A 21,482-nucleotide genomic window follows, 5' to 3' on the forward strand; every position below is an offset into this window, starting at 1 on the left:
GTTGATGGATTTAAAAGATAAGGTTGTAGTCATCACAGGTGGTGCCGGTGGTTTAGGTTTTGCGATGGCACAAGAACTTGCCGCTGCCGGTGCTAAGTTGGCACTTATCGATGTGGATCAGGAGAAGTTAGAGCGTGCCTGTGCCGACATCGGTGATACCACCGAGGTGCAAGGTTACGCCTTCGACATTACCGATGAAGAAGATGTGGTAGCCGGTTTCGCTTACATCCTCGAAGATTTTGGCCAGGTCAACGTGCTGGTAAACAACGCGGGTATCTTGCTCGACGGCATGCTGGTGAAGGCCAAAGAGGGTGAGGTGACAGATCGCATGTCGCTGGCGCAGTTCCAGGCGGTGATCAATGTTAACCTGACCGGCTCATTCCTCTGCGGACGTGAAGCCGCGGCGGCGATGATCACCTCGAAGCAGCAGGGCGTTATCGTTAACATCTCTAGCCTGGCAAAGGCCGGTAACATAGGCCAGACCAACTACGCGGCCTCTAAGGCCGGTGTTGCTGCCATGTCTGTGGGCTGGGCGAAAGAGCTGGCACGCTACAATATCCGTAGCGCCGCCGTGGCGCCGGGTGTTATCGAGACAGAGATGACGGCAGCCATGAAGCCTGAGGCGCTCGAGCGTCTCGAGAAGATGGTGCCAGTTGGACGTCTGGGTCAGGCGGCCGAGATTGCCTCTACCGTTAAGTTCATCATCGAAAACGACTATGTTAACGGTCGCGTGTTCGAGATCGACGGCGGTATTCGCATCTAGATTGTTCATTTTAGTTGTATTTGAAACGGGCCCAGTGCCCGTTTTTTTATGGTGGCGCTTACCCTTAAAGGGGCCGATGTGCGAAGGCGCGCCATTTAATGTAATCTAATACCAATCACGGTAAGTAAGTGACCAGAAATAGCGCAGGAAAAACCTTCGAGAACAAGGCTTTATTTTTCGATAAGTAGTTATTCTACAATTAAAAATAGTAACGCCGTTATCGGAGGTTTTAACAAGCAAGAATGATCAGTTATTTACTATGATTGGTATAACCTTATGAGTAAGAAAAGAAAGATGATATGGTTTGAACAAGCAACCAAGACGCTGATGTTACTTGTGGGTGTCCTTGGGGTAGTGGTGATCTATGCTGGTTTCTTCTTTCTGCTGATAACCCAGTCTACGGCCAGCTTCTTACCCTGGTACATTCTGCTTTCCCCCTGGCTCTGCATCTACTTTGGCCTGAGCGCCGAGAAGCAGAGGCTCACGCTTCAGTGGTTGCAACGTAAGTTATTCTTTTGGCGTAAATTCAAGTGAAATAAGACTATGGTGCGGTGGTTTAAGAACCTGACTCTGGTGTTGGTAGTAGTGGCCGTGGCCGCCATACTCTCGATACGCCTTTTTCAGGTAGAGCCTCCCGAGCAGCCCCGTGATAAACGAAGCGGACGTCTCATCGCCGATTACGGCAGCTGGCACTCGGTACTCTCGGCCAATCAGGTCTATGCCCCCTCGGACAGCTTCGGCGTACTCAGACCCATAGAAGAGGGCCTCTACTTTAGCCAGGCCGATGCCAGTCGTGATGGTAAGGTGGGCGTGAATAGGTTAAACCCTGATGGCGAGGTGGAAACCATCATCGACCCCGATTTCGATGTCAAGAGTCGGGTACATGAGTATGGCGGTGCCCCCGTGCTGGCCATGGGCAATAGCCTGTTTGCGGTGAAACACGGCGATCAGCGTCTCTACCGTATCGCCCCCAATCAGGCCCCTGTGGTGCTAACGCCGGCTGGGACACGCCACGCCGATTGTGTCTCATACCCTAAGGGATCGCGCATCATCTGTGTGCGCGAAGATCATCGCCAGGCAGGCGAACCCAGTGCCAGCATAGTGGCGCTAAACCTCAATTTCGAAAACGAAGGCGAGATTCTGGTCAGCGGCGGCGATTTCTATGCCGCCCCCCGGGTATCACCAGATAATCGTCAGCTGGCTTGGATAAGCTGGCAGCAACCTAACATGCCCTGGGACAACACTGAGCTCTGGGTTGCCGAATTCGATCCCAAGGGCGGTATCTCCCATCCAAGAAGGCTGCTTGGCAATCTCAAAGGGGCGATCACCCAGCCACTCTATAGCCCCGGCGGTGAGCTTTATGTGGTGGCTGATTTCAATAACTGGTGGAATCTCTATCGTGTCACCCCTGAGGGGAATGCCGAGCCCGTGCTCGAGCTGGCGGGGGAGTTTGCCAGGCCCGATTGGCTGTTGGGTAATCACAGCTATGCGTTTGAGACTGAGGATCAACTGATCCTCAGCGTACAGCAAGAGGGCAAGACCCAGCTACTGCGCCTCTATATCCAACTTGGGCTCACTGAATCGATCGCCGCCGAATTTGCCGAGGTGAAACAGGTGGTCAAGGGCCCGGACGGCGTATACTTCATCGGCAGCAAGATGACGCCGGAGAAGGGGATCTATCGCATTCGTGGCCGGGGCGTCGAGCTGGTGTATGCACCCAGGGTAAATTCGTTAGACCCTCGCTACATCTCCCGTGCCGATCCAATACACTTTACCTCAGATATCAGTGGGCTACTCGTATACGGGTACTTTTATGGCCCCATGAACCCTGAGTATATTGCGCCAAATGACCAACGTCCGCCCTTGATCGTCATGTTGCACGGCGGCCCTACCTGGCGGGCTAGCCTGAGTTTTCGACGGGATATTCAGTTCTGGACCAGCCGCGGCTTTGCCGTGTTGGATGTCAACTATCGTGGTAGCTCGGGTTTTGGCCGTACCTATCGTCAGAGCCTCTACGGGCAATGGGGTCGGGCAGAGGTGGAAGATGCCATCGAGGCCGCTGGCTATGTGACAGACAGGGGCTGGGTCGACGGGGATAAGGTGGCCATTCGCGGCATGAGTGCCGGTGGTTTCAGCGTGCTATCGGCATTGGCTTTCTACCACACCTTCAAGGCTGGCGTGGTTTACTCGGGGATCAGCGATCTCGAGGCGCTGGATAGGGAGACCCATAAGTTCGAGCAGGGGTACCTGCATCACCTGGTGGGTGAGCTCAAACCCAACTCGCCCCTCTATCGTCAGCGCTCGCCACTGTATCACCTGAATAAGCTTAAGGCGCCGCTACTCTTGGTGCAGGGGGCCAAAGATCCTATCGTGCCAGCCCAGCAGTCGGCAGCCATCTATGCTGCTCTCAAACGCCGAGGAGTGCCCGTGGCCTACCTGCAATTTGATGACGAGGGCCATGGGGTGAAGAAACCCCTGAATCGCATTGCCGCACTCAACGCCGAATTATCCTTTTACAGTCAGGTGTTTGGCTTTACCCCGGCCGATAAGCTGAGTCCGCTGACCATAGAGAACGCACTAGCCATAAGTCATTAGTGGCGCCTGAGAAACTGCGCGGCTAATGCGCGCGAAACGATATAGAAAACCAGGGGGGAAAGCGGCGGAAAATCGCCCGCTTAAGTTGATAAAATCCCCCAAAGTGGCTATAGTAGCGCGCTTTAAAATATCCCTTTAGCGCAGTTTTTCATCAGCTTGTCATCGGCAGCCGATAGGGTGTTTGTTGAGGCAGGATTCTAGACTCAAACAGGCGTCACTTCGCTTAACTACTATTTCGGAATTTCACATTGATCACGACAGCTAACATCACCATGCAGTTTGGCTCTAAGCCGCTGTTTGAAAACATCTCAGTAAAATTTGGCGGCGGTAACCGCTACGGCCTTATCGGTGCCAACGGTTGTGGTAAATCAACCTTCATGAAGATCCTCGGCGGCGAACTCGAACCAACATCGGGTAACGTCTCGCTGGATGTGAACGAGCGCCTGGGTAAGCTGAGCCAGAACCAGTTTGGGTACGAAGAGTTTAACGTGGTCGATACCGTGATCATGGGCCATACCGAGCTGTGGAAGGTGAAGCAAGAGCGTGATCGCATCTATTCGCTGCCTGAGATGAGCGAAGAAGATGGTATCAAGGTGGCCGAGCTAGAGATGGAATTTGCCGAGATGGACGGTTACACCGCAGAAAGCCGCGCCGGCGAGCTGCTGCTGGGTGTGGGTATTCCACTGGAGCAACACTTCGGCCTGATGAGCGAAATCGCTCCGGGCTTCAAGCTACGTGTGCTGCTGGCACAGGCGCTGTTTAGCGATCCCGATGTGCTACTGCTCGACGAACCCACCAACAACCTGGATATCGACACCATCCGCTGGCTGCAAGAGATGCTTAACCAGCGTAACAGCACCATGATCATCATCTCCCACGACAGATACTTCCTCAACTCTGTCTGTACCCATATGGCGGATCTCGACTATGGTGAGCTGCGTGTCTACCCAGGCAACTATGATGAATACATGACGGCGGCGAGCCAGGCGCGTGAGCGTCTGCTGTCTGATAACGCCAAGAAGAAGGCGCAGATCGCCGAGCTACAGGGCTTCGTGGCGCGCTTCTCGGCTAACGCTTCTAAGGCGAAGCAGGCGACCTCTCGTGCCAAGCAGATCGAGAAGATCAAGCTTGAAGAGGTTAAGGCCTCCAGCCGCGTTAACCCCTTCATCCGTTTCGAGCAGGAGAAGAAATTGTTCCGTAACGCCTTGGTGGTTGAGGAACTTTCTAAGGGCTTCGATGAAGGCCCGCTGTTTAAAGACTTTAACCTGATCGCCGAGGTGGGTGAGCGTATCGCCGTGCTGGGTGAAAACGGTGTGGGTAAGACCACCATGTTGCGTACCCTGATCCACGACATCCCACAAGATACAGGTACCATTCAGTGGTCTGAAAACTCGACCATAGGCTACTACGCGCAGGATCATGAGGCCGATTTCGAAAACGACATGACACTGTTTGAGTGGATGAGTCAGTGGCGCAAGCCCGAAGATGACGATCAGAGCGTGCGTGGCTACCTTGGCCGTATGCTGTTTAGCTCAGATGACATCAAGAAGTCGGTGCGCGTGTTATCTGGTGGTGAGAAGGGCCGCATGTTGTTTGGCAAGCTGATCATGCAAAAGCCCAACATTCTGGTGATGGATGAGCCGACCAACCACCTGGATATGGAGTCTATCGAGTCACTCAACAACGCGCTTGAGATGTACGAGGGTACGCTGATCTTCGTCAGTCATGACCGCGCCTTCGTATCGTCGCTGGCCAACCGCATCCTAGAGATCACTCCTGATGGCGTGAATGACTTCAAGGGCACCTATGATGAGTTCCTGCGCAGCAAAGGCGTAGAAGAGTAAGATATTTGGGACCTTTACTAGTAAACGGTCCCTTATATAAAGTTCTTTGTAAAAAGTTCTTAGTAAAAAGCGCTTAGCAAAAAGCCCAGGTGTTTTATCACTTGGGCTTTTTATTGTTTGTTGTCCTGTGACAGGACTAGCAACTACTTGGCGAAGCGGTTGGCCAAGTAATCGAATACGGCGCGAATACCGAATGCTTCACCGCCGATGGGGCGACCCGGTAGCTTGCGGGTATTCCAGGCCATGACGTCGAAGTGGGTCCAGCTTATCTCCTCATCGACGAAGGCTTCCAGATAGAGGGCCGCCGTGATGGCGCCGCCGAAGGGTACCTTGCCACAGTTAGCCAGATCGGCAATATCGCTGCTGGTCAGCTCGAAATAGGGCTTATGTAGCGGCATGCGCCACACGGGATCTTCAACCTCAAGGCCAGATGCCGTGATCCCTGTGGCTACCTCGTCGTCGTTGCTGAAGAAGCCGGGTAGCTCTGTACCCAGGGCAATACGCATGGCGCCTGTCAGGGTGGCGAAATCGATCAGCAGATCGGGCTTGTCGCTGTTGGCTTCGGCCAGGGCATCACACAGCACCAGACGGCCTTCGGCGTCCGTGTTGTCTATCTCAACCGTGAGTCCCTTGCGTGTGGTGATCACGTCACCTGGGCGGAAGGCGTTGGCCGAGACGGCATTTTCCACCGCTGGCACCAATACGCGCAGGCGCACCGGCAGCTCGGCGGCCATGATCTGATGGGCCAGGCCGATAACATGGGCGGCGCCGCCCATATCTTTCTTCATCAGGCGCATACCGGCGCCAGGCTTAAGATCTAAGCCGCCCGAGTCGAAACAGACTCCTTTACCAACCAGGGTCACCTTAGGTGCGTCTTCATCGCCCCAGGTAAGATCGATCAGACGCGGCGCGTTATGGCTGGCGCGGCCAACCATGTGGATGGTGGGGTAGTTGTGAGTCAGCAGATCGTCGCCGACTATTTGGCTAACCTTGGCGCCGAATTCTGCTGCCAGTGACTCCATGGTCTCGCCAAGGTGCTGGGGCATCATGTCGGCGGCTGGGGTGTTGACCAGATCGCGCACGATAGAGACAGAGCGCACCATCTTTTGCGTCTGCTCGACCAGCTCGGCATCGCGCAGCACCAGCTGTGGGTAGGCCTTGTCGTTGGCCTTATAGCGATCGAACTTGTAGGCGCCTAAGGCCCAGCTAAAGGCCGCCAGCTTGCAGGTCTGGGCATCGCCATCTAACAGGTATTGTCCGGCCGGTAGTTCGTTAACCAGATCGCCGCATACCCAGTGGGAGTCTTTGTCTTCGCTCACATAGAGCACCTGGCTGAGGGCGCCATCAGTGCCTGGGATCAGGCTAAGGCCCTTGCCCTTGTATTGGGTGCTGCCTAGCCAGTTTTGAACCTGTTTATCCTGGCCGTTTAGCCAATCGTTATAGTCATTTTTCGCGAGTAGTGTCAGTGGGATCCCTTCGGAACCAGAGAGGAGTAGTTGAGTCATTGGGCATCATCTTATTGAGGTCAAAATTCAACTTAGATTAGCATGTCAGTCCCTTGGGGTGAAAGCGGCGCATCATTCATTGCTGGCTTTTTCGACAGCGTCCAGGGCGCGTTTGTTGGCCTGGGCTTCTCGGTTCAACTGGGCCTTGCGCTCGGAGAGATTATTGAAGGAGCTGGGCAGCACCTCGACGCCGACCAATTTACCCAGTTTGACCACCACAGGGATGGTGATGGGGGCGAAGGGGAGCACGGCAAATACACCCAGCCCCAGGCCTTTGATCAGATCCGCCAGCTGCTGATTGGCCAGTCGTAGCTCTTCCTTGCTGGCCTGATTGCGGGTGTAGCGACCGTAGGCGACCAGCATATCCTTGGTCTCCTGTTTCTCCTGTGCCAGGGCATCTTTGAGCACCAGCATGTCACGTTTTAAACGTAGACCGAAGCGGCGGCGACTGATGCGCAGCACTCTGAAGGGGGCCTTGTGTAATTTACGATAAATTTTCATGGCGCGATTGTCTCACAAGCCCAGCTCAAGGCCTATCTTTTCCTAATGCTCTTTTTGCCTTAGATAAGGGTTGGCACCAGACGTTGCAATTGCACCTGGCTGCGCAGGGCGGCGCCCTTGTCCTGACTCACCATGGCCGAGACAATGGCCCCCTCTTTCATCAGGCAGATGAGATCCAGCAGGGCCTCGTTTGGCTGGGAAAGGCAACGGCCAATCAATTCTCTAACCGCCTGCTTATGAAACTTGGCAAAACGTGACACCTGACACCGGCTGTCGCCACATTCGATGGCGGAGTTGATAAACAGGCAGCCATGAAATTGACTCAGCTCGGGTACCCGGTCGTTGAACCAGTCGTCTAGCGCACCGAACAGGGCGTCTATCACGCCAGGGTCATTTTGTGCTATTGTCAATCGTTTACTCAGCCAGTGGATGAAGATCTGATGACGTGTTTCTAGCACGGCTACGATGAGGGCTTCCTTGCTGCTGAAGTGATGATACAGGGTCTTCTTGGCAACCCCAGACACCTTAAGCACCTCGTTGATCCCCACAAGGTTTATCCCCCGCTCGGTAAAGAGGGTAAGGGCGGTATCGATTAGCAACTGTCTCTTATCTGTCATCATGTCCTCGCTTTTTTTATATCTTGACATCGGTAGACCAAGTTGTCTACTCTTGCGGGTAGACAGACTTGTCTACATGGGGTTCGCCCACATAAGATTCGTCTATATAAGGGAGTTAAGGGATTAAGATGAATAAATTGGCATTTGCGTTAATCTCCGGCCTTGGGGCCGCCTTGGCCATCGGCCTGTTGTCCTTCGCGGAAACCCTGCAGTCGGATATTGTGCTGCTCATGGTGCCTTTCGGCGCCACCGCAGTTTTGGTGTTTGGGGTGCCAGACAGCCCGCTGGCCCAGCCGAAGAACGTTATCTTCGGTCATCTATTGACCTGCGCGATCGGCCTCTATTTCGTTCACTTTATCGGGGTGAGTCCGCTGACTCTGGCTATTGCGACGGGGCTCGCGGTCAGTGGCATGCTGCTGACCAAGACGACCCATCCACCGGCAGGTGCCACGCCGCTGTTGGTGATGTTAACGGGGCAGGATTGGAGTTTTCTCGTTTCACCCGTGTTGTCTGGGGCCCTGATCATAGTGCTAGTGGGTAAGCTGATCGCACTAATGCACAAGCGTCTGGAACGTCAGCAGAGCGCGGCGCTGGATTAGTCGCTGAAATTACAACTTTTGTGCTTAGTTTCAGTGAGCTAGATTGATATAGACTATACTTTTCATTTGGTCATTTGTGGGTGGCTAAGGCCCAATCGCCTATGGTATTGGCTGGACCTTAGTCATTAAGCCGGGTCGCTTGAGAACAGGTTAGCGATAAGGTCTGCACGACAGAAGGATGAAGAGTGAATGCGCCACCCATTTAAGCCGTTCAAGATTTTCAGCCTCGCCATCTTATATGTGATCTTTCTGGTGGCGGCGTTCTATATTCTGATGGCCAGCATCAATCGGTCACAGCAGGATTGGAAACGTCACACCTATGAGGCGCTGGAGAAGACCGCTTTTTTCAATGATGCCATGGTAGCCCTGGGCTACGGTGGCTTCATTCATGACTTCAAGAACGCGGTGATCCGTCAAGACGTGAGTTATCTCGTGCGGGCGGAAACCGAGATAGAACTAGGCTTGGAGTCGCTGCAAAAATACCTGCAAAGGGCGCACGAACATACCGCCGAGGTGCGGGCGATACAGTCTGTGGTCGGCCAATATCGCCAACATTTGCCCAGGCTCAGGCAGATGCTGAAAGAGAAACGGGATGTGGCGACGATAGATGCCCTGGTACGGGTAGACGACAGGCCGGCTATCGAGGCGATAGAGAGCATACTCTCGAGGCATGCTCAGAGCCCAAACAACCTGTTTGAGCAAGCCGACAGCGCCCACCAGAGGGTGAATCAGATGCTGCTGGTGATCCTCTGCGCCCTGGTGTTGGTGAGCATCCTGGTGTTTAGTTTTATTCGTTATGTCAACAAACGGCTGGCGATCAAGCTTAAGGATCTCGAGGTGATCTTTAGCTGCGCGCCTAACGCCATCTTTTCGGTCGATGAGCATGGCACCATCATCTCCGCCAATCGCGAGACCATGCGCCTATTTGGCTTCTCTAAGCGGGCGCTGAACAGAATTAATGTGGATGATCTGGTGCCCAGCGGCACTAAGGAGAAACATAAGAAGCTGCGCCTGGAGTTTCAAAAGTCCGACAGGGTACAGCCCATGTCTCAGCGCAACACCATCTTCTACGGCAAGAAGCTCAATGGCGACGTGTTTCCCGCCAGCATCTCCATCGCCACCTATGGGGTGGGGGATGAGAAGCACAGCATAGTAGTGATCAAAGATCTCAGTGACGAGATGCAATATAAGTCCCAGGCTAATACCGACCCCCTTACTAAGGTCGCCAATCGGCGTGCCATCAACCGCCAGCTGTCGGCGGCCGTCAGTCGCAGCAATCGTCAGCAGACCCCGCTCGCCGTGTGTATCTTCGATATTGATCACTTCAAATCGGTCAATGACAAACATGGTCATCTGGTGGGGGACGATGTGTTGCAGCGAGTGGCCAAGATCTTCAGCGATGCCGTGCGTAAGACGGACTTTGTTGGCCGCTGGGGGGGCGAGGAGTTTGTGATCATCCTGGAAGACACAGATAGAGACGGCGCCTTGCACTTTGCCGATAAGCTCAGAGAAGAGGTGAAGCGCCGCAGCCTAGAGAGCGACTTCCCCGTTGCCATAACCTTAAGCGCCGGGGTGTCTGTCTATTGCCGCGACGATAACAAGGAGTGCCTGTTTAATCACGCCGATCAGGCACTCTACCGCGCCAAGGAGAGTGGCCGCGACTGTGTGGTCGTGATTTAAAACGACCACTTAGAGCAAGATGTCTATCCGGCGCGCAGCGCCAGCAGGGCTGGGATATCCAGCGGCTCCTGGTAGCGACAAAATTGGGCTTGCTTGGTTTCCAGGGTGTAGATAGACATGCGATCGGCCAGCTCATTCCCCTCGATGCCCACATGGGCCGCCACATGACTGAGTTTCAGCTTGGCCTTTAAGCTATCGTAAAGCGCGTGGGCCTCCTGGATCACGCTTAAGTTGGCGATCTCCCCCGTCTTGCGACGCCAGCCGTTGGCCTTCCAGCCATAGGCCCATACGGAGATACACTTGATGGCATATTGGGAGTCACTGTGAATATGCACACCGAGACCCTGCTGCAGATAATGCTTGGCCATCAACAGCGCCTGATGCAGGGCGTTGAGTTCGGCGGTGTTGTTGGTGCCCATGGGGTGATAGAGTCCATACCAGAGCTCGGCCAACTCGCCTTGGCGATAGAGTGCCAGACCAGAACCGGCCTCACCGGGGTTGGGCTCACAGCCGCCGTCGGTATAGATATCGATATCGCTATCGGGATGCTCGCTCGTGCTTTTCTGACTGCTCGCGCCCGATGTAGGCTTACTTCTTGTCGAACTGGCTGTTGAATTGGCCTTGTAGGAGGCAGATCTTGCACTGCCGGCCTTACTCTGCCCGCCCTTAAAGGCGGCCTCGGCCTCGGCCTGTGTCTTAAAAGATTTGTAGCGCGCGCCCGCAAAGCCATCGACCAAGGCCTTGGTTTGGGGCCAACTGGTGAATATGCCTGTCTCGCGTCCCGCCCACACCACATAATATTTGCTTGCCATCGGATTCTCTTCCCTTGAATTAATCGGCCTGTTTACAGCTTTGCAGCAGCTTGACGAAGAAGGCCTCGCCCTTACGTTCGGCGAAGGCGATGTTGCGCTCGGGGATCGACTCGGGGTCGTCATAGTCGGCTAGCGCACGCTCCATACTGGCCTCACGTATGATATGCAAGGTGGGATAGGGCGCGCGGTTGGTGTAGTTGGCGGCGCTGGATGTCTCTTCGCCCTCGAAGCAGTAGTCGGGGTGGAAGCTGGCTAGCTGGAATACCCCCTCGAAACCCTGATCGATCAGCAAGGCATCGGCGATATCCACGAGATCCAGATACTGATAAAACCCCTCGAAGCCACGCGGCAGAATAAACAGCGTTGTCTCGGTTTGCGGATGCTCCTCGAGGTAGTGGCATTCGTCGACCAGCTCGTTTAACACGGCCTCCAGCTGATGCTGCTCGGCCACCTTGTAGCGTATGCTGTTGCGCTCCACTTCTCGGCGGGCGAAGGGGCAAATATTGTATTTCATGATCACCTTCTCGACCCAATTCTGGGTGGCTAAGGCGACGCCTCTATCTTCGGCGTTGTGTTTGCACTCTGTCGCTGCCACGGCTGCTCCGTATGATGTGGTTTTTCTGTGTGTTATTGAGGAGCGATCATAGGGATGATAGAGGCCACAAGCAAGAGCGCCATGGTGATGTTAAAGGCTTTTTGCTGGCGTTGATGCTTAAGTAGTCGCTTGAGCGCTACCCCAAACCCCAGCCATAACAAGGCGCAGGGCAGGGCCACACTCAGGAAGACGCTGGCGATGGTGAGCACCTGGGGTGTCAGGGGCCTGTCTATCACGGTAAAGGTGGCTATCGCGCCAACGGCCATGATCCATCCCTTAGGATTGACCCATTGAAAGGCCGCGGCCTGCAGGAAGGAGAGAGGTTTTGCCGTCTGTTTGCCCTCCATGCGACTGCTGCTGTTGGCGATCAGCCATGCCAGGTAGAGCAGGTAGGCGATGCCGACATATTTGATGATCTGGTGCAGCAGGGGATAGGCCTGAAACACGGCGCTCAGTCCAAGGCCGATCGCCAGCACCATGCAGGGAAAACCTATGCAGATCCCCGCCAGGTGGGGGAGGCTAGGCCGGATGCCAAAGTTTACCCCAGAGGTCATCAGCATGATGTTATTGGGCCCTGGGGTGATCCCCGAAGAAAAGGCAAATAGGGCGATGGCGAAAACCAGTTCCATTAACGGCTTGTCTCTAAGGTGATGATTCGAAGCGTTATGATCTCAAGGCTTGTCTCTGCTGACCAGTAAATTTTTTTATTTCCTAAATTTTACTATAACTTACTGTAAAAATTGATTTTGTCAGATTATCTCTGTGGTAATTTTGCCTTTTCTAATGTAAATCTCCTGCCGGGTACTTGTAAAAATATATTGTATAAAATATAACAGTAGCGCCATAAATTGTTAACTCCGGGTTAACAAGGATGTGCTAATCGCTCGATATAAGGCCTCAGAGAAGGTGAGTCGAGCCAAATCAACCTGAGTAATGTCAGGCCTTGATGGGCCTGTCGGTCTGGAGACCACCCACTATGACAACCACTATGACAATCAAAACACTAGCCGGTAGCGCTCGTGCTCGCCGCTTCACCCCAACAACGCTGGCCTTGGCCTGTTCGCTACTTGCCATGCCGCTCGCGCTGCATGCCCAAGATGTTCAGGGGCAAGGTGTGTCGGCAAAAGTCGTGCAAGGAAAGGATGTAAAACGCTCGCTTTCGACAAAAGCCGCGCCGCCGACCCAGCTGGCGCCGACTCAAGCCGCGGCGATGCAGGCAAGCAAACAGCCAGCCTATATGACTAGCGACAAGGCCGCCGCGAGTATTCGTTTCGACAAGTCTGCCCGCAAGCCCATAGGTGCACGAGATACGCAAGAGGGCGAAGGCGTCAGGCCTGAGAAGCGTGATAGCAAATTGGAGAAGGGGAGCAAGGGGCAATCCGCGCTGCCGGGCTTGAAGGGCTATCAAGGCGCGACCGGGCCAGCGGCCGACACGGATGCCTGTAACGGATACAGTCAGTTCGATAGCCTAAGTGGCCAGGCGCTGTATGATTTTGTTCGCCAGGCGGAGTTTTCCTGTATCTCCGAGCTCTATTCCCGCAACGATGCCACCGCGGTCAAGGTGTATCAGGCCGACAACGTGGTGGCCGTGGCGAATCTGGCCAAGGCAACGGCCGCAAGTTACGACAGCAGTACCGGCAGCGAGCTGTTTAACCTGTTTTATTTTCTGCGCGGCGCCTTCTACATAGAGTATTACAACGATGATCTCAGCTATGGTGACAGCCGCGCCAGCGATGCCATGCGCGAGCTGTTGCTGGAATATGCCAAGAACCCCGCCTTTACCAGCCTGAGTGACATGCAGGGCAACACCTTGCAGGAGTATTTCATCGCCTGGGACAGCTCCTACAACTACTATGATTCGGTGGCGGTGATAACCGATTATCTGAATCAGTTTAGCGAGCAGCACCTGGCCTCCTGGTACCACAGAAGCGCGCTGACCAAGGCGCTCACCACCCTGTATCGCGGCAACTGGGATGAAAAATATACCAAGGCGTCGATGGAGTATGATGCGCTGCGCGCCGCCTTGCTCAAGGTGGCGACCTCTGATTACATCATCAACTCAGAGTATGCCTTCGAATCCTCAGATGCCTTTCACGAGTTTGGCCGTTTCTACGAGTATCAGGCCTACTGGAAACTGCCCGACAGCCTGAAAACAGCTCTCAACGGCGGCGTGCAGCAATATATGGCCAAGTTTAGCCGTCTGTCTAAGCAGTGGGTGGATGCGGCCGGTTATCTGGATTACTACAACCCTGGCCAGTGCGACAGCTTCGGCATCTGCGGCTGGGAGGATGAGGTGGAAGCCAGCGTGCTTGCTATCCACTACAGCTGCTCGGACACCATCAAGATCCGCGCTCAGCAGCTGACGGATCAGGAGTTGCAGGCCTCGTGCGATCTCATGGGCGAGGAAGAGGGGCTGTTCCATCAGATCCTGGCAACCGGCGGCGAGCCAGTGGCGGACGACTACAACGAAGATCTGCAGGTCAACATCTTCGACAGCTATGACGACTATGATGTCTACGCGGGTATCATCTTCGGCATCAACACAGGCAACGGCGGCATGTATCTGGAAGGCACGCCGTCGGATCCCGACAATCAGGCGCGTTTCATCGCCCACGAGGCCACCTGGACCGACGACATCCTGGTGTGGAATCTGAGACATGAATATGTGCACTACCTGGATGGTCGCTTCAATCTTTACGGCGCCTTTAACTACTTCGATGTCGACACGGGTAAGTCTGTGTGGTGGGCCGAAGGCCTCGCCGAATATATCTCCCATCAGAATCGCTACGATGAGGCGGTCGATATCGGTCGCAGCCAGGAATTTAGCCTGAGCGAGATCTTGTCCAACACCTATGACAGTGGTACCGACAGGGTCTATCGCTGGGGTTATCTGGCGGTGCGCTTCCTGTTCGAGCAGCACAGAAGCGATGTGGACGCGCTGTTAGTTCACGCCCGCGCCGGTGATACCACAGCCTGGCTCAGCTACATAGATAACACTATCGGCACAAACTATGACGCCGAGTGGAACAGCTGGCTGCTGACGGTGACTAGTAACGACACGCCGCTCGATGGTGGCATAGTGACTCCGATCGACAGCGATGGAGACGGGGTGATCGACAGTGAAGATGCCTTCCCGAACGATCCCACCGAGTGGGCCGATGAGAATGGCAACGGGATTGGCGACAATGCCGATGCGGCCAACGGTGGTGGTCAGACGGAGCACTGCGGCGCGGCAACCATCAGCGACGGCAATCTTACCCTGGAGCAGGCCGAGTGTGTGGCAGGCACGGGTGTGAACTACTACTACACCTATGTGGAACAAGATAATACTCAGCTCTATATCAGCACCACGGGCGGTGAGGGCGATCTGGATATCTACTTTAACCAGCAGACCTGGGCGAGCCCGAGCGACTATGAGGTGAAGTCGCAAAGTAGCGGTAACGAGGAGTTGATCAGTGTGATCGCCAATCGTGGTTGGGTTTATATTTCGACTGCGGCAGTCACTCCGTTTGAGGGCGCTAGCCTCAAGGTTAGCCTGAGCGCCAGTGGCACGCCGGATAACGGCTCGCCTCAGGTGGCGGATGCCTGCTTAAGCCAAAGTCCCTACAGCTATGGCGGGGTGGAGTTTGATCAGGCGGTGTGTGTGGCTGACGGTCATTCCAGCTACTACTTCTATGTGCCGGCAAATACGGCCGCCATCGAGATCAACACGGCCCATGGTAGCGGCGATCTGAACCTCTACGCCAATGGCGAGACCTGGGCGAGTCCGACGAGCTACCAGCATAAGTCGGAAAATGCCGGTAACGGTGAGCAGATCCGAGTCGATTCGCCTGCCGAAGGATGGTTCTATGTGAGCGCCGATGGTGCGCCTTCAAGCAGTGGCGCCAGCCTGGTGGTTACCCTAGAGACCCATTAAGCCATCCCTAAGGCTTAATTCTAAACGCCGGCCCAGTGCCGGCGTTTTTTTATCTGGGTGCTTGGTGTGCCCAGCTTATGTTGATTGCGCCGGCCTCCTTGGTCGCCGCGCTCGACACAATCTGTGTTAGCGAGATGATTGTTAACGTTTTGTCAGGCTAGGTTCATGATCTTTCGCTTATACTTTGTCCAATCCGACTATCTCTGTGAAGGACGATTCCTAATAAGGACGAGGAGCCGAAATGAAATCTATCTTGCTAAAACTGAGCCTGCACTTGGGTCTGAGCCTGTTGCTGATAACTGGCGTGACCGCCTGTAGCGTGACGGAGGAGTCATTGCAGTTGCCGATGGCGCCCGAGGACCGTCTGACCCTGGTCGCCAGTGGCGATTTAAGCTTTGTTCAGGGGCCCGATAGCCAAGACGCGCAGGCATATGCCTTGCACCCAGATTTCGAGCTGCTCAATGTGGGGAACGAAGTAAAGCCCGAACAGCTAAAATCACGCATGCGCGGCGCCATCACTGCCGTGATGCAGGCCAAGGGCTATCGGCAGGTGTCGGCATCCGAGTCGCCAGATCTCTTGATCGGCTATGGGGTGGCCCTGGGTGACACCATGAGCGATGGTGAGATCCTACAAAAAGTCGGACTAGTGCCGGGCATCTCGGCCCAAGGGGTAGACATGCGCCGCTTCGAGAAAGGCTCTGTGCTGCTTCTGGTGTTTGACCCTAGATTGATGGAGCCTAGTTGGCGGGTGTTGGCCCAGGGTTTTACCCCATTAACGCAAGACCATACCTTGGCGGCGAAGCAGGCCGACGACAGGCTAGCTAGGGTCATTAACAAGATGCTGGCTAATTTACCTCAGGTGCCTGAGTCTTAGTTTGTCTCATCTCTGTCGGGGCAAATTGGGCTTGGCGAAGGCAGGTAGATCCCATCGCTTTCATCTGTGACAGCTAGGAGTATGGCATTTAAGGATTACTGCTATAGATGGGGTTGTGAGCAGAGGAGTCGAAAGAGGGGGAATAGGCGCCGCCCATTGTATGAGCGGCGCCTCTTTATCGGTTAGAAGCGTGTCTTCACCCCTAGATTGATTGTGGTGCCAAGCCCCTTGGTGTTGTAACCCTTATAGGTAAAGGCTTGTGAACGCGCCGAATAGTAATCTTCATTCAACAGGTTCTCTACGCCAAGGCTAAACTGCCAGTTATTCAGTTGATAACTGCTGCTAAGGTTCACTAGGTTATAGTGGCTTACAGGCCCTTGGGCGCCCACATATTGGCCATCGACCGTCTCGAAGCGCTTGCGATCGCCCACATACAGGTAGTTGATGGCGATGTTGGCATTGTCGATGGGCTGCCAGTTGATCGAGGCGGTAAACTTAGGCGCCGAGATCACTTGGCCGTCCAGGTAGACATCTTTCTTCGTATCCTTACCCTCGACCCAGCTGTAGCTCATGTCAGTGGCCAGATTATCAAGCCATTGATAGGCCAGTTGCGCCTCATAGCCCCAGATCTTCTGCGGTGCACGTACCGGCATGTAAACCCCGGTTGCGGCGTCATAAGCGTTGCTGGTGCCTAGTTCTGAGGTGCTGCGATAAGCCGCCAGCTCATAGCTTAGCTTGTCATAGTGGCCCGAGAAGCCTACCTCATAGTTGTCGACGATTGACGCCTCTGTCTGGATCAGCGAGATATCATTGACCGTGGCGGTACGCAGGAGGCGGCCAAGATCTGAGATGTCTGCGCCCTGTGAGAAGCTGGCGAACGGGCTAAAGGCATCGTCTAGCTGGTAGCGCAGGCCCAGGTTATAGGTGGTGGAGGTGAAGTCAAGCTCGCCGCCCTCGACGTCGAAAGGCACCGAGCAGGTGTCTGCGGTGCGGCACACCTTTAGGGTCTTATAATCATCGACGCTGATGTCCACTCTGTCGTGACGCACGCCGGCTTTGACAATCCAGTCATCATTTATCGTTAACTTGGTTTGCAGGTAGCCGGCCAGGTTGCTCATGTCCATCTCGGGCACCCAGATACGGCCATCGTGCAATGGCTGTGAGCTGACATCGTTCAGGGCATCGATACCATAGATGAAGCTGGCCGACACATTGTCCCAGTCGGCGTAGCTGTTGAGGTTGATTCGCAGACCACGCTTCTCTGAGCGAATTAACGATTGGCCGCCATCATAGCCTTCGCTGGGGTTGGCCAGCGCGGCAGAGTAGAAGAACATGTTTTCGATCTTCTGATAGTAGGCATCCAGGGTGAGTTGTGTCTGGTTGAAGATCTCCTGATCTGTGTATTTCAGCATCAAGTTGTGGTTGCCTCTCGGCCCCTGTGGCACGCCCGGCTTAGGCTCGCTGCTCTTGATGGCGTAGGTTTTCACGCCGCTGTTGACGCTGCCAGTCACATCCATGAGATCGGCGTTTTGCTGCGCCTCATAGTAGTTGTAGGTCAGCTGCACCTGCTTTTCGCTGTCAAACTCATAGGCCAGCTTGGTGAACAGGTTTTGCGATTTGGTCTCCGACAGGCCGTAGATCAAGCCGATAATATCGCCCTCGGCATCATATTCGAGCCCAGTTTCCTCCTCGGCGGCGCTGACCACATAGCTGAACTTATCCAGGGTCCCGTCCACGCCGGCGTGGTAGCGGTAGCCTGCACTGTCTTCAAACTTGACGGCGCTAAACTTGCTGGAGGCACCCAGTTCCACGCTGGCCTTGGCGTCGCTACTAGGCTTCTTGGTGATGTAGTTGATGATCCCGCCCGAGGCGCCGTTACCATAGATGGAAGTCGCGCCCTTGATCACCTCGATGCGTTCAATGGCGCTTGGATCGATTGAGCGAATGCCCAGGCTGCCGTTTCTAAGTGGGGTCGATTGCGGTACACCATCGATCATCACCAGCGCCTTACGACCACGAAGCGTCTGACCGGAATTGCTCGAGGTGCCTGTGCTGGGCGCCATGCCCGGCACGCGAAACGCTAGCATGTTTTGTAGCTCAGAGGTGATCAACATATCTTGCGCCAGGGTCTTGTTGTCGATCAGGGTCACCGAAGAGGGGACCTCTTCAATGCTCTCGGCGCTGCGGCTGCCGGTGACAATAATACGTTCTATGTCGGTATCTGCGATTGCCGACTGGCTCATCAGCCCTAGGCAGAAAAGGCTGGTATAGAAGGCCAAAGGAGATTTTTTTAAAGGAAGGTGAGCGGGCATCAAATTATCCTAAGTTTATGTACGAAAAAAGGTTGAACAAGCATTTGATGCGAATGATATAGATTATCATTTAAGTTTGCTCGAGATTTACATTTGTTGCATTTATGTATCAGATGGAGCGGAGCAGATAGTCTGTTTAGATAGTCTGTTTAGATAGTCTGCTTAGATGGGCTGTTTGCCTTTGGTGTATCGAATAGCCATCGAGATTTGGTGTTTGTGGGAAAACCTGGATAGCCCTTTACTGTTGTGATATGGGCGCCCTGGCATAGAGGTGCGGATGTCAATCAGGGGGGAATGCCTGCACACATGGGTATGCAGGCGAGGGCATCTTAGTCACTCGATCTGCGATCACTCGGTCTCGAAGCTGACCTCGTAGGCGGTAAATTTACGTAGGTTGATCACCCCAGTGTCGAAGATCAGGTATTGTCCCTTGATCCCCAAAAGAGTACCGCTCACCACTGGCTCCTTGTCGAAGTTGTGAGAGGCTATCTTGGTGGGGAACTCGCTCACAGGATAGTCGATAGTCACTATCTCCTCATCCAGTCGCTCGATAGCGTATTCGCCATGGGCCATCGCCAGGCTGTGAATATGCTGCTCAATCTGTGGCAGCAGCTCCTGGGCGTGTTGCTTGAGCGGTAATGGATCGGCATTGCCCTTCAACATGGCGCGCCAGTTGGTCTTGTCGGCAATCATCTTGGCCAGCTCAACCTCGATAAGGCCAGACAGCTGGCGACTTGAGACCTTGAGAATTGGCAGACCCTGAGTGGCACCCTGATCTATCCAGCGGGTCGGCAGCTGGGTATGGCGGGTGATGCCCACCTTGAGTCCAGAGGTGTTGGAAAGGTAGACATAGTGGGGCACGAAACAGTTGGCCTCGCCCCACTCGGGTTCGCGGCAGGTGCCCTCGGCAAAATGACAGGTCTCAGGCTTCATGATGCACATGTCGCAGCTCGCCAGCTTCTTCATACAGACGAAGCAGTGGCCCTGGGAGTAACTCTTCTTGGTTTTCTTGCCGCAATTACAGCAGAAAATATTACCGGTATGAACCAGTTTGATATTGCTGCCGATAAAGGGATTCAGTTCGACTTCATTGTCGCCCACAAGCAGCTGATAATTGGCCAGGCCCTGCTCATCGAGCCTGGTGCGCATTTTTCTCAAGGTTCCTTGCATTGCACTCTCAATTGCGTTGGAGTCATGCGCTGCTGCGCTGACTCTTCGTGAATTTGTGACGAGTGTAACAGTTAACGGGGGGAAGATAAAAAGGGGGGGCTTAACTGAATGCGGGTTAATCAAGGTTGTTGTCAGATGGAGTTTCATTGTAAGGGCCTGGCCGGCCGTCGCCCTGTATGGAAATATCAATGGCGTGATTACTTGGTCTGTGATGTTCCCTATATCATACTGACATTTTTGATGTTCTTATGGGTCAGATGTGATGGAGCGACCGTATGTGCACTCGGTATCCAACGTCTCTTCGATTTGGTGGTATTGGTATGTTTAAGGTGTGAAAGCTAACTGATTTTTTCCCCAAAGTGTGCAGCCCTTAGAATGAAGGTTTGGCATTTCTACAGCTTGCTTGGCACTTGGCGACATGCTCATCTATTAAGCGAGTTGAAGGTCGTACCTTCATCGCCATCTAACGCCTGCCCGGCGGGGGTTGTGCAGATACGCCTGTGAGACGCCGTGAATAAGTCCTTTTAGGCTCTGCCGAAACATCCCTGTTTCGGAAGCTCACCGGCGTATCTACACTCGGTATTTAACGTCTCTTCGATTTGGCGGTATTGGATGTTTAAGGTGTGTAAGGAATTGTTCAACGGCTGCTTCGCGCAGTTGGGCAGGATGTCTTTTCTGGTGAAAATAGATAAACTTCCTGACCCAATACAGGTAAGCCTTTTCGGTTTTAAGCTATATCGCTTAGTTCTCAACACATTACGGATGGATTCAATGAAAGGTGACTTACTCATCTGAGACACTCAAAATTAATAACTGTATATTTACACAGTTATAATAGGAGATCGTGAAAAAGGCAAAATTCTGCTTCCTACTATGTAAATTGAACACTCTCGTTTTTTTCTGATGAAAAAGTATAATTGTTTGATTTTTAGGCTTTTATTGCATTGGCGAATCAGTTTAATAGGAAGCACTGTCAGAGACGCTAAATCAGGTCTCGCATTATTCAATGTTGATCAGATAAACCTTGCCAAAAGGAGTGAATTATTGGTATAAAATTCAGTCAATTAAGGTTGGCTGATGGGGAGGCATATTAGATGTTTTTGATTTACATATCCGGCACTCCCCCTAATAAGCGTTATATGGCAATCGAGGTTAAGCGTTGGATTCAAGTTTAAGTAAAGATGCTTTAGCTCACCTAGAGGTTATGACCCAGGTAACCATGTATCTTCGTTCACTTGGTTTTAAAGCTAGAGGCTCTAAAAGTTTTACGTTATTTGGTCTATTTAAGCGGTCAAACACTCTAGATTCAGAGCTAGTTGCAGATTTAATGGATGCAATTCAGAATACTCCTGCTCAAGTCTCGAAACCATTTTGCTCAACAGAAGAATATATAAAAATTTACTACCGTAGTTTTGATCTTAAATATCCAAACTCAATTTCTTTAGAAGCAATATTTAAAAGTTACAATGGTGATTAAACCATATAACAATTTAATTAAACAGTGGGCGTAAAACAGCAGGCTTGCGCTCATTCTTCGCTTAGTTTAGCCTGCTATTTTACGCCGTTTATTAAGGCGCTGGGGGATCCCCTCATAATTCAGGTCTCCCAGCAGTGTGAACCAACTTGATGTATTCATGCATTGCCCAGCGTAAATGCTGCGCTGTTATTCGATAGTTTTTCCTTCGCCGAACTTCTTTCC

Annotated in this window: 17 protein-coding genes and 1 pseudogene; 9 read left to right on the top strand and 9 right to left on the bottom strand. The window is 53.4% G+C overall.

Annotation, left to right across the window (positions count from 1 at the left end; genetic code table 11):
* Positions 1-4 precede the first annotated feature (4 nt).
* From GNT65_RS08065 to GNT65_RS08080, 4 genes are all read left to right on the top strand, one after another.
* Positions 5-763, top strand: a complete 759-nt coding sequence (locus GNT65_RS08065) for an SDR family oxidoreductase (RefSeq protein ID WP_160795080.1) — start codon at positions 5-7, stop codon at positions 761-763.
* Between the two features lie 276 nt (positions 764-1,039).
* The gene (locus GNT65_RS08070; RefSeq protein WP_160795082.1) at positions 1,040-1,297 is read left to right on the top strand and encodes a hypothetical protein; all 258 of its coding nucleotides are present in this window, start codon (positions 1,040-1,042) and stop codon (positions 1,295-1,297) included.
* Between the two features lie 9 nt (positions 1,298-1,306).
* Positions 1,307-3,358, top strand: a complete 2,052-nt coding sequence (locus GNT65_RS08075; RefSeq protein ID WP_160795084.1) for a S9 family peptidase — start codon at positions 1,307-1,309, stop codon at positions 3,356-3,358.
* Positions 3,359-3,606: 248 nt separating this feature from the next.
* Positions 3,607-5,202: an ABC-F family ATPase gene (locus tag GNT65_RS08080; protein WP_160795086.1), complete on the top strand. Its 1,596-nt coding sequence runs from the start codon at positions 3,607-3,609 to the stop codon at positions 5,200-5,202.
* Positions 5,203-5,345: 143 nt separating this feature from the next.
* On the opposite strand, the gene GNT65_RS08085 is transcribed toward GNT65_RS08080, so the two are convergent.
* From GNT65_RS08085 to GNT65_RS08095, 3 genes are all read right to left on the bottom strand, one after another.
* Positions 5,346-6,707 (bottom strand): leucyl aminopeptidase family protein, encoded by a 1,362-nt coding sequence (locus GNT65_RS08085; protein WP_160795088.1) that lies wholly within the window; start codon positions 6,705-6,707, stop codon positions 5,346-5,348.
* Positions 6,708-6,779: 72 nt separating this feature from the next.
* Complete coding sequence (locus GNT65_RS08090) at positions 6,780-7,208, bottom strand: LETM1/MDM38 family protein (protein WP_160795090.1); 429 nt, start codon at positions 7,206-7,208, stop codon at positions 6,780-6,782.
* Positions 7,209-7,267: 59 nt separating this feature from the next.
* Positions 7,268-7,828, bottom strand: coding sequence for a TetR/AcrR family transcriptional regulator (locus GNT65_RS08095; protein WP_244952126.1), 561 nt, complete (start codon positions 7,826-7,828; stop codon positions 7,268-7,270).
* 125 nt (positions 7,829-7,953) lie between these two features.
* On the opposite strand from GNT65_RS08095, the gene GNT65_RS08100 reads away from it, so the two are divergent.
* Both GNT65_RS08100 and GNT65_RS08105 read left to right on the top strand, forming a co-directional pair.
* Positions 7,954-8,424 (top strand): HPP family protein, encoded by a 471-nt coding sequence (locus GNT65_RS08100; protein ID WP_160795092.1) that lies wholly within the window; start codon positions 7,954-7,956, stop codon positions 8,422-8,424.
* 189 nt (positions 8,425-8,613) lie between these two features.
* Complete coding sequence (locus GNT65_RS08105; protein ID WP_160795094.1) at positions 8,614-10,104, top strand: GGDEF domain-containing protein; 1,491 nt, start codon at positions 8,614-8,616, stop codon at positions 10,102-10,104.
* 23 nt (positions 10,105-10,127) lie between these two features.
* Here the strand turns inward: GNT65_RS08105 and GNT65_RS08110 are convergent, their stop codons facing one another.
* From GNT65_RS08110 to GNT65_RS08120, 3 genes are read right to left on the bottom strand one after another with little or no spacing between them, the layout of a single operon-like run.
* A complete protein-coding gene (locus tag GNT65_RS08110; protein WP_160795096.1) occupies positions 10,128-10,916 on the bottom strand; it encodes a ribonuclease H family protein in 789 nt (262 codons plus the stop codon).
* A 19-nt stretch (positions 10,917-10,935) separates the two neighbouring features.
* The gene (locus tag GNT65_RS08115) at positions 10,936-11,511 is read right to left on the bottom strand and encodes a DUF1415 family protein (protein ID WP_160795097.1); all 576 of its coding nucleotides are present in this window, start codon (positions 11,509-11,511) and stop codon (positions 10,936-10,938) included.
* A 32-nt stretch (positions 11,512-11,543) separates the two neighbouring features.
* Positions 11,544-12,140, bottom strand: coding sequence for a LysE family translocator (locus GNT65_RS08120; RefSeq protein WP_160795099.1), 597 nt, complete (start codon positions 12,138-12,140; stop codon positions 11,544-11,546).
* Positions 12,141-12,499: 359 nt separating this feature from the next.
* Here GNT65_RS08120 and GNT65_RS08125 point away from each other — a divergent pair, with 359 nt between their 5' ends.
* On the top strand, positions 12,500-15,427 hold the full coding sequence (locus GNT65_RS08125) for a M9 family metallopeptidase (protein ID WP_244952127.1): 2,928 nt from the start codon (positions 12,500-12,502) through the stop codon (positions 15,425-15,427).
* 241 nt (positions 15,428-15,668) lie between these two features.
* The gene (locus GNT65_RS08130) at positions 15,669-16,301 is read left to right on the top strand and encodes a DUF4136 domain-containing protein (protein ID WP_160795103.1); all 633 of its coding nucleotides are present in this window, start codon (positions 15,669-15,671) and stop codon (positions 16,299-16,301) included.
* A gap of 182 nt (positions 16,302-16,483) precedes the next feature.
* Here the strand turns inward: GNT65_RS08130 and GNT65_RS08135 are convergent, their stop codons facing one another.
* From GNT65_RS08135 to GNT65_RS20760, 3 genes and pseudogenes are all read right to left on the bottom strand, one after another.
* Positions 16,484-18,613 carry a TonB-dependent receptor gene (locus tag GNT65_RS08135; protein ID WP_160795105.1) on the bottom strand — a complete coding sequence of 710 codons (2,130 nt, stop codon included), beginning with the start codon at positions 18,611-18,613 and terminating at the stop codon, positions 16,484-16,486.
* A gap of 348 nt (positions 18,614-18,961) precedes the next feature.
* Complete coding sequence (locus GNT65_RS08140) at positions 18,962-19,783, bottom strand: DUF2797 domain-containing protein (RefSeq protein ID WP_160795107.1); 822 nt, start codon at positions 19,781-19,783, stop codon at positions 18,962-18,964.
* A 570-nt stretch (positions 19,784-20,353) separates the two neighbouring features.
* Positions 20,354-20,500 (bottom strand): annotated as a pseudogene (locus GNT65_RS20760) (phage integrase N-terminal SAM-like domain-containing protein); the annotation flags it as partial.
* A gap of 442 nt (positions 20,501-20,942) precedes the next feature.
* On the opposite strand from GNT65_RS20760, the gene GNT65_RS08150 reads away from it, so the two are divergent.
* On the top strand, positions 20,943-21,260 hold the full coding sequence (locus tag GNT65_RS08150) for a hypothetical protein (RefSeq protein ID WP_160795109.1): 318 nt from the start codon (positions 20,943-20,945) through the stop codon (positions 21,258-21,260).
* Positions 21,261-21,482 lie beyond the last annotated feature (222 nt).

Source organism: Shewanella insulae, from assembly GCF_009831655.1.
GTDB lineage: Bacteria > Pseudomonadota > Gammaproteobacteria > Enterobacterales > Shewanellaceae > Shewanella > Shewanella insulae.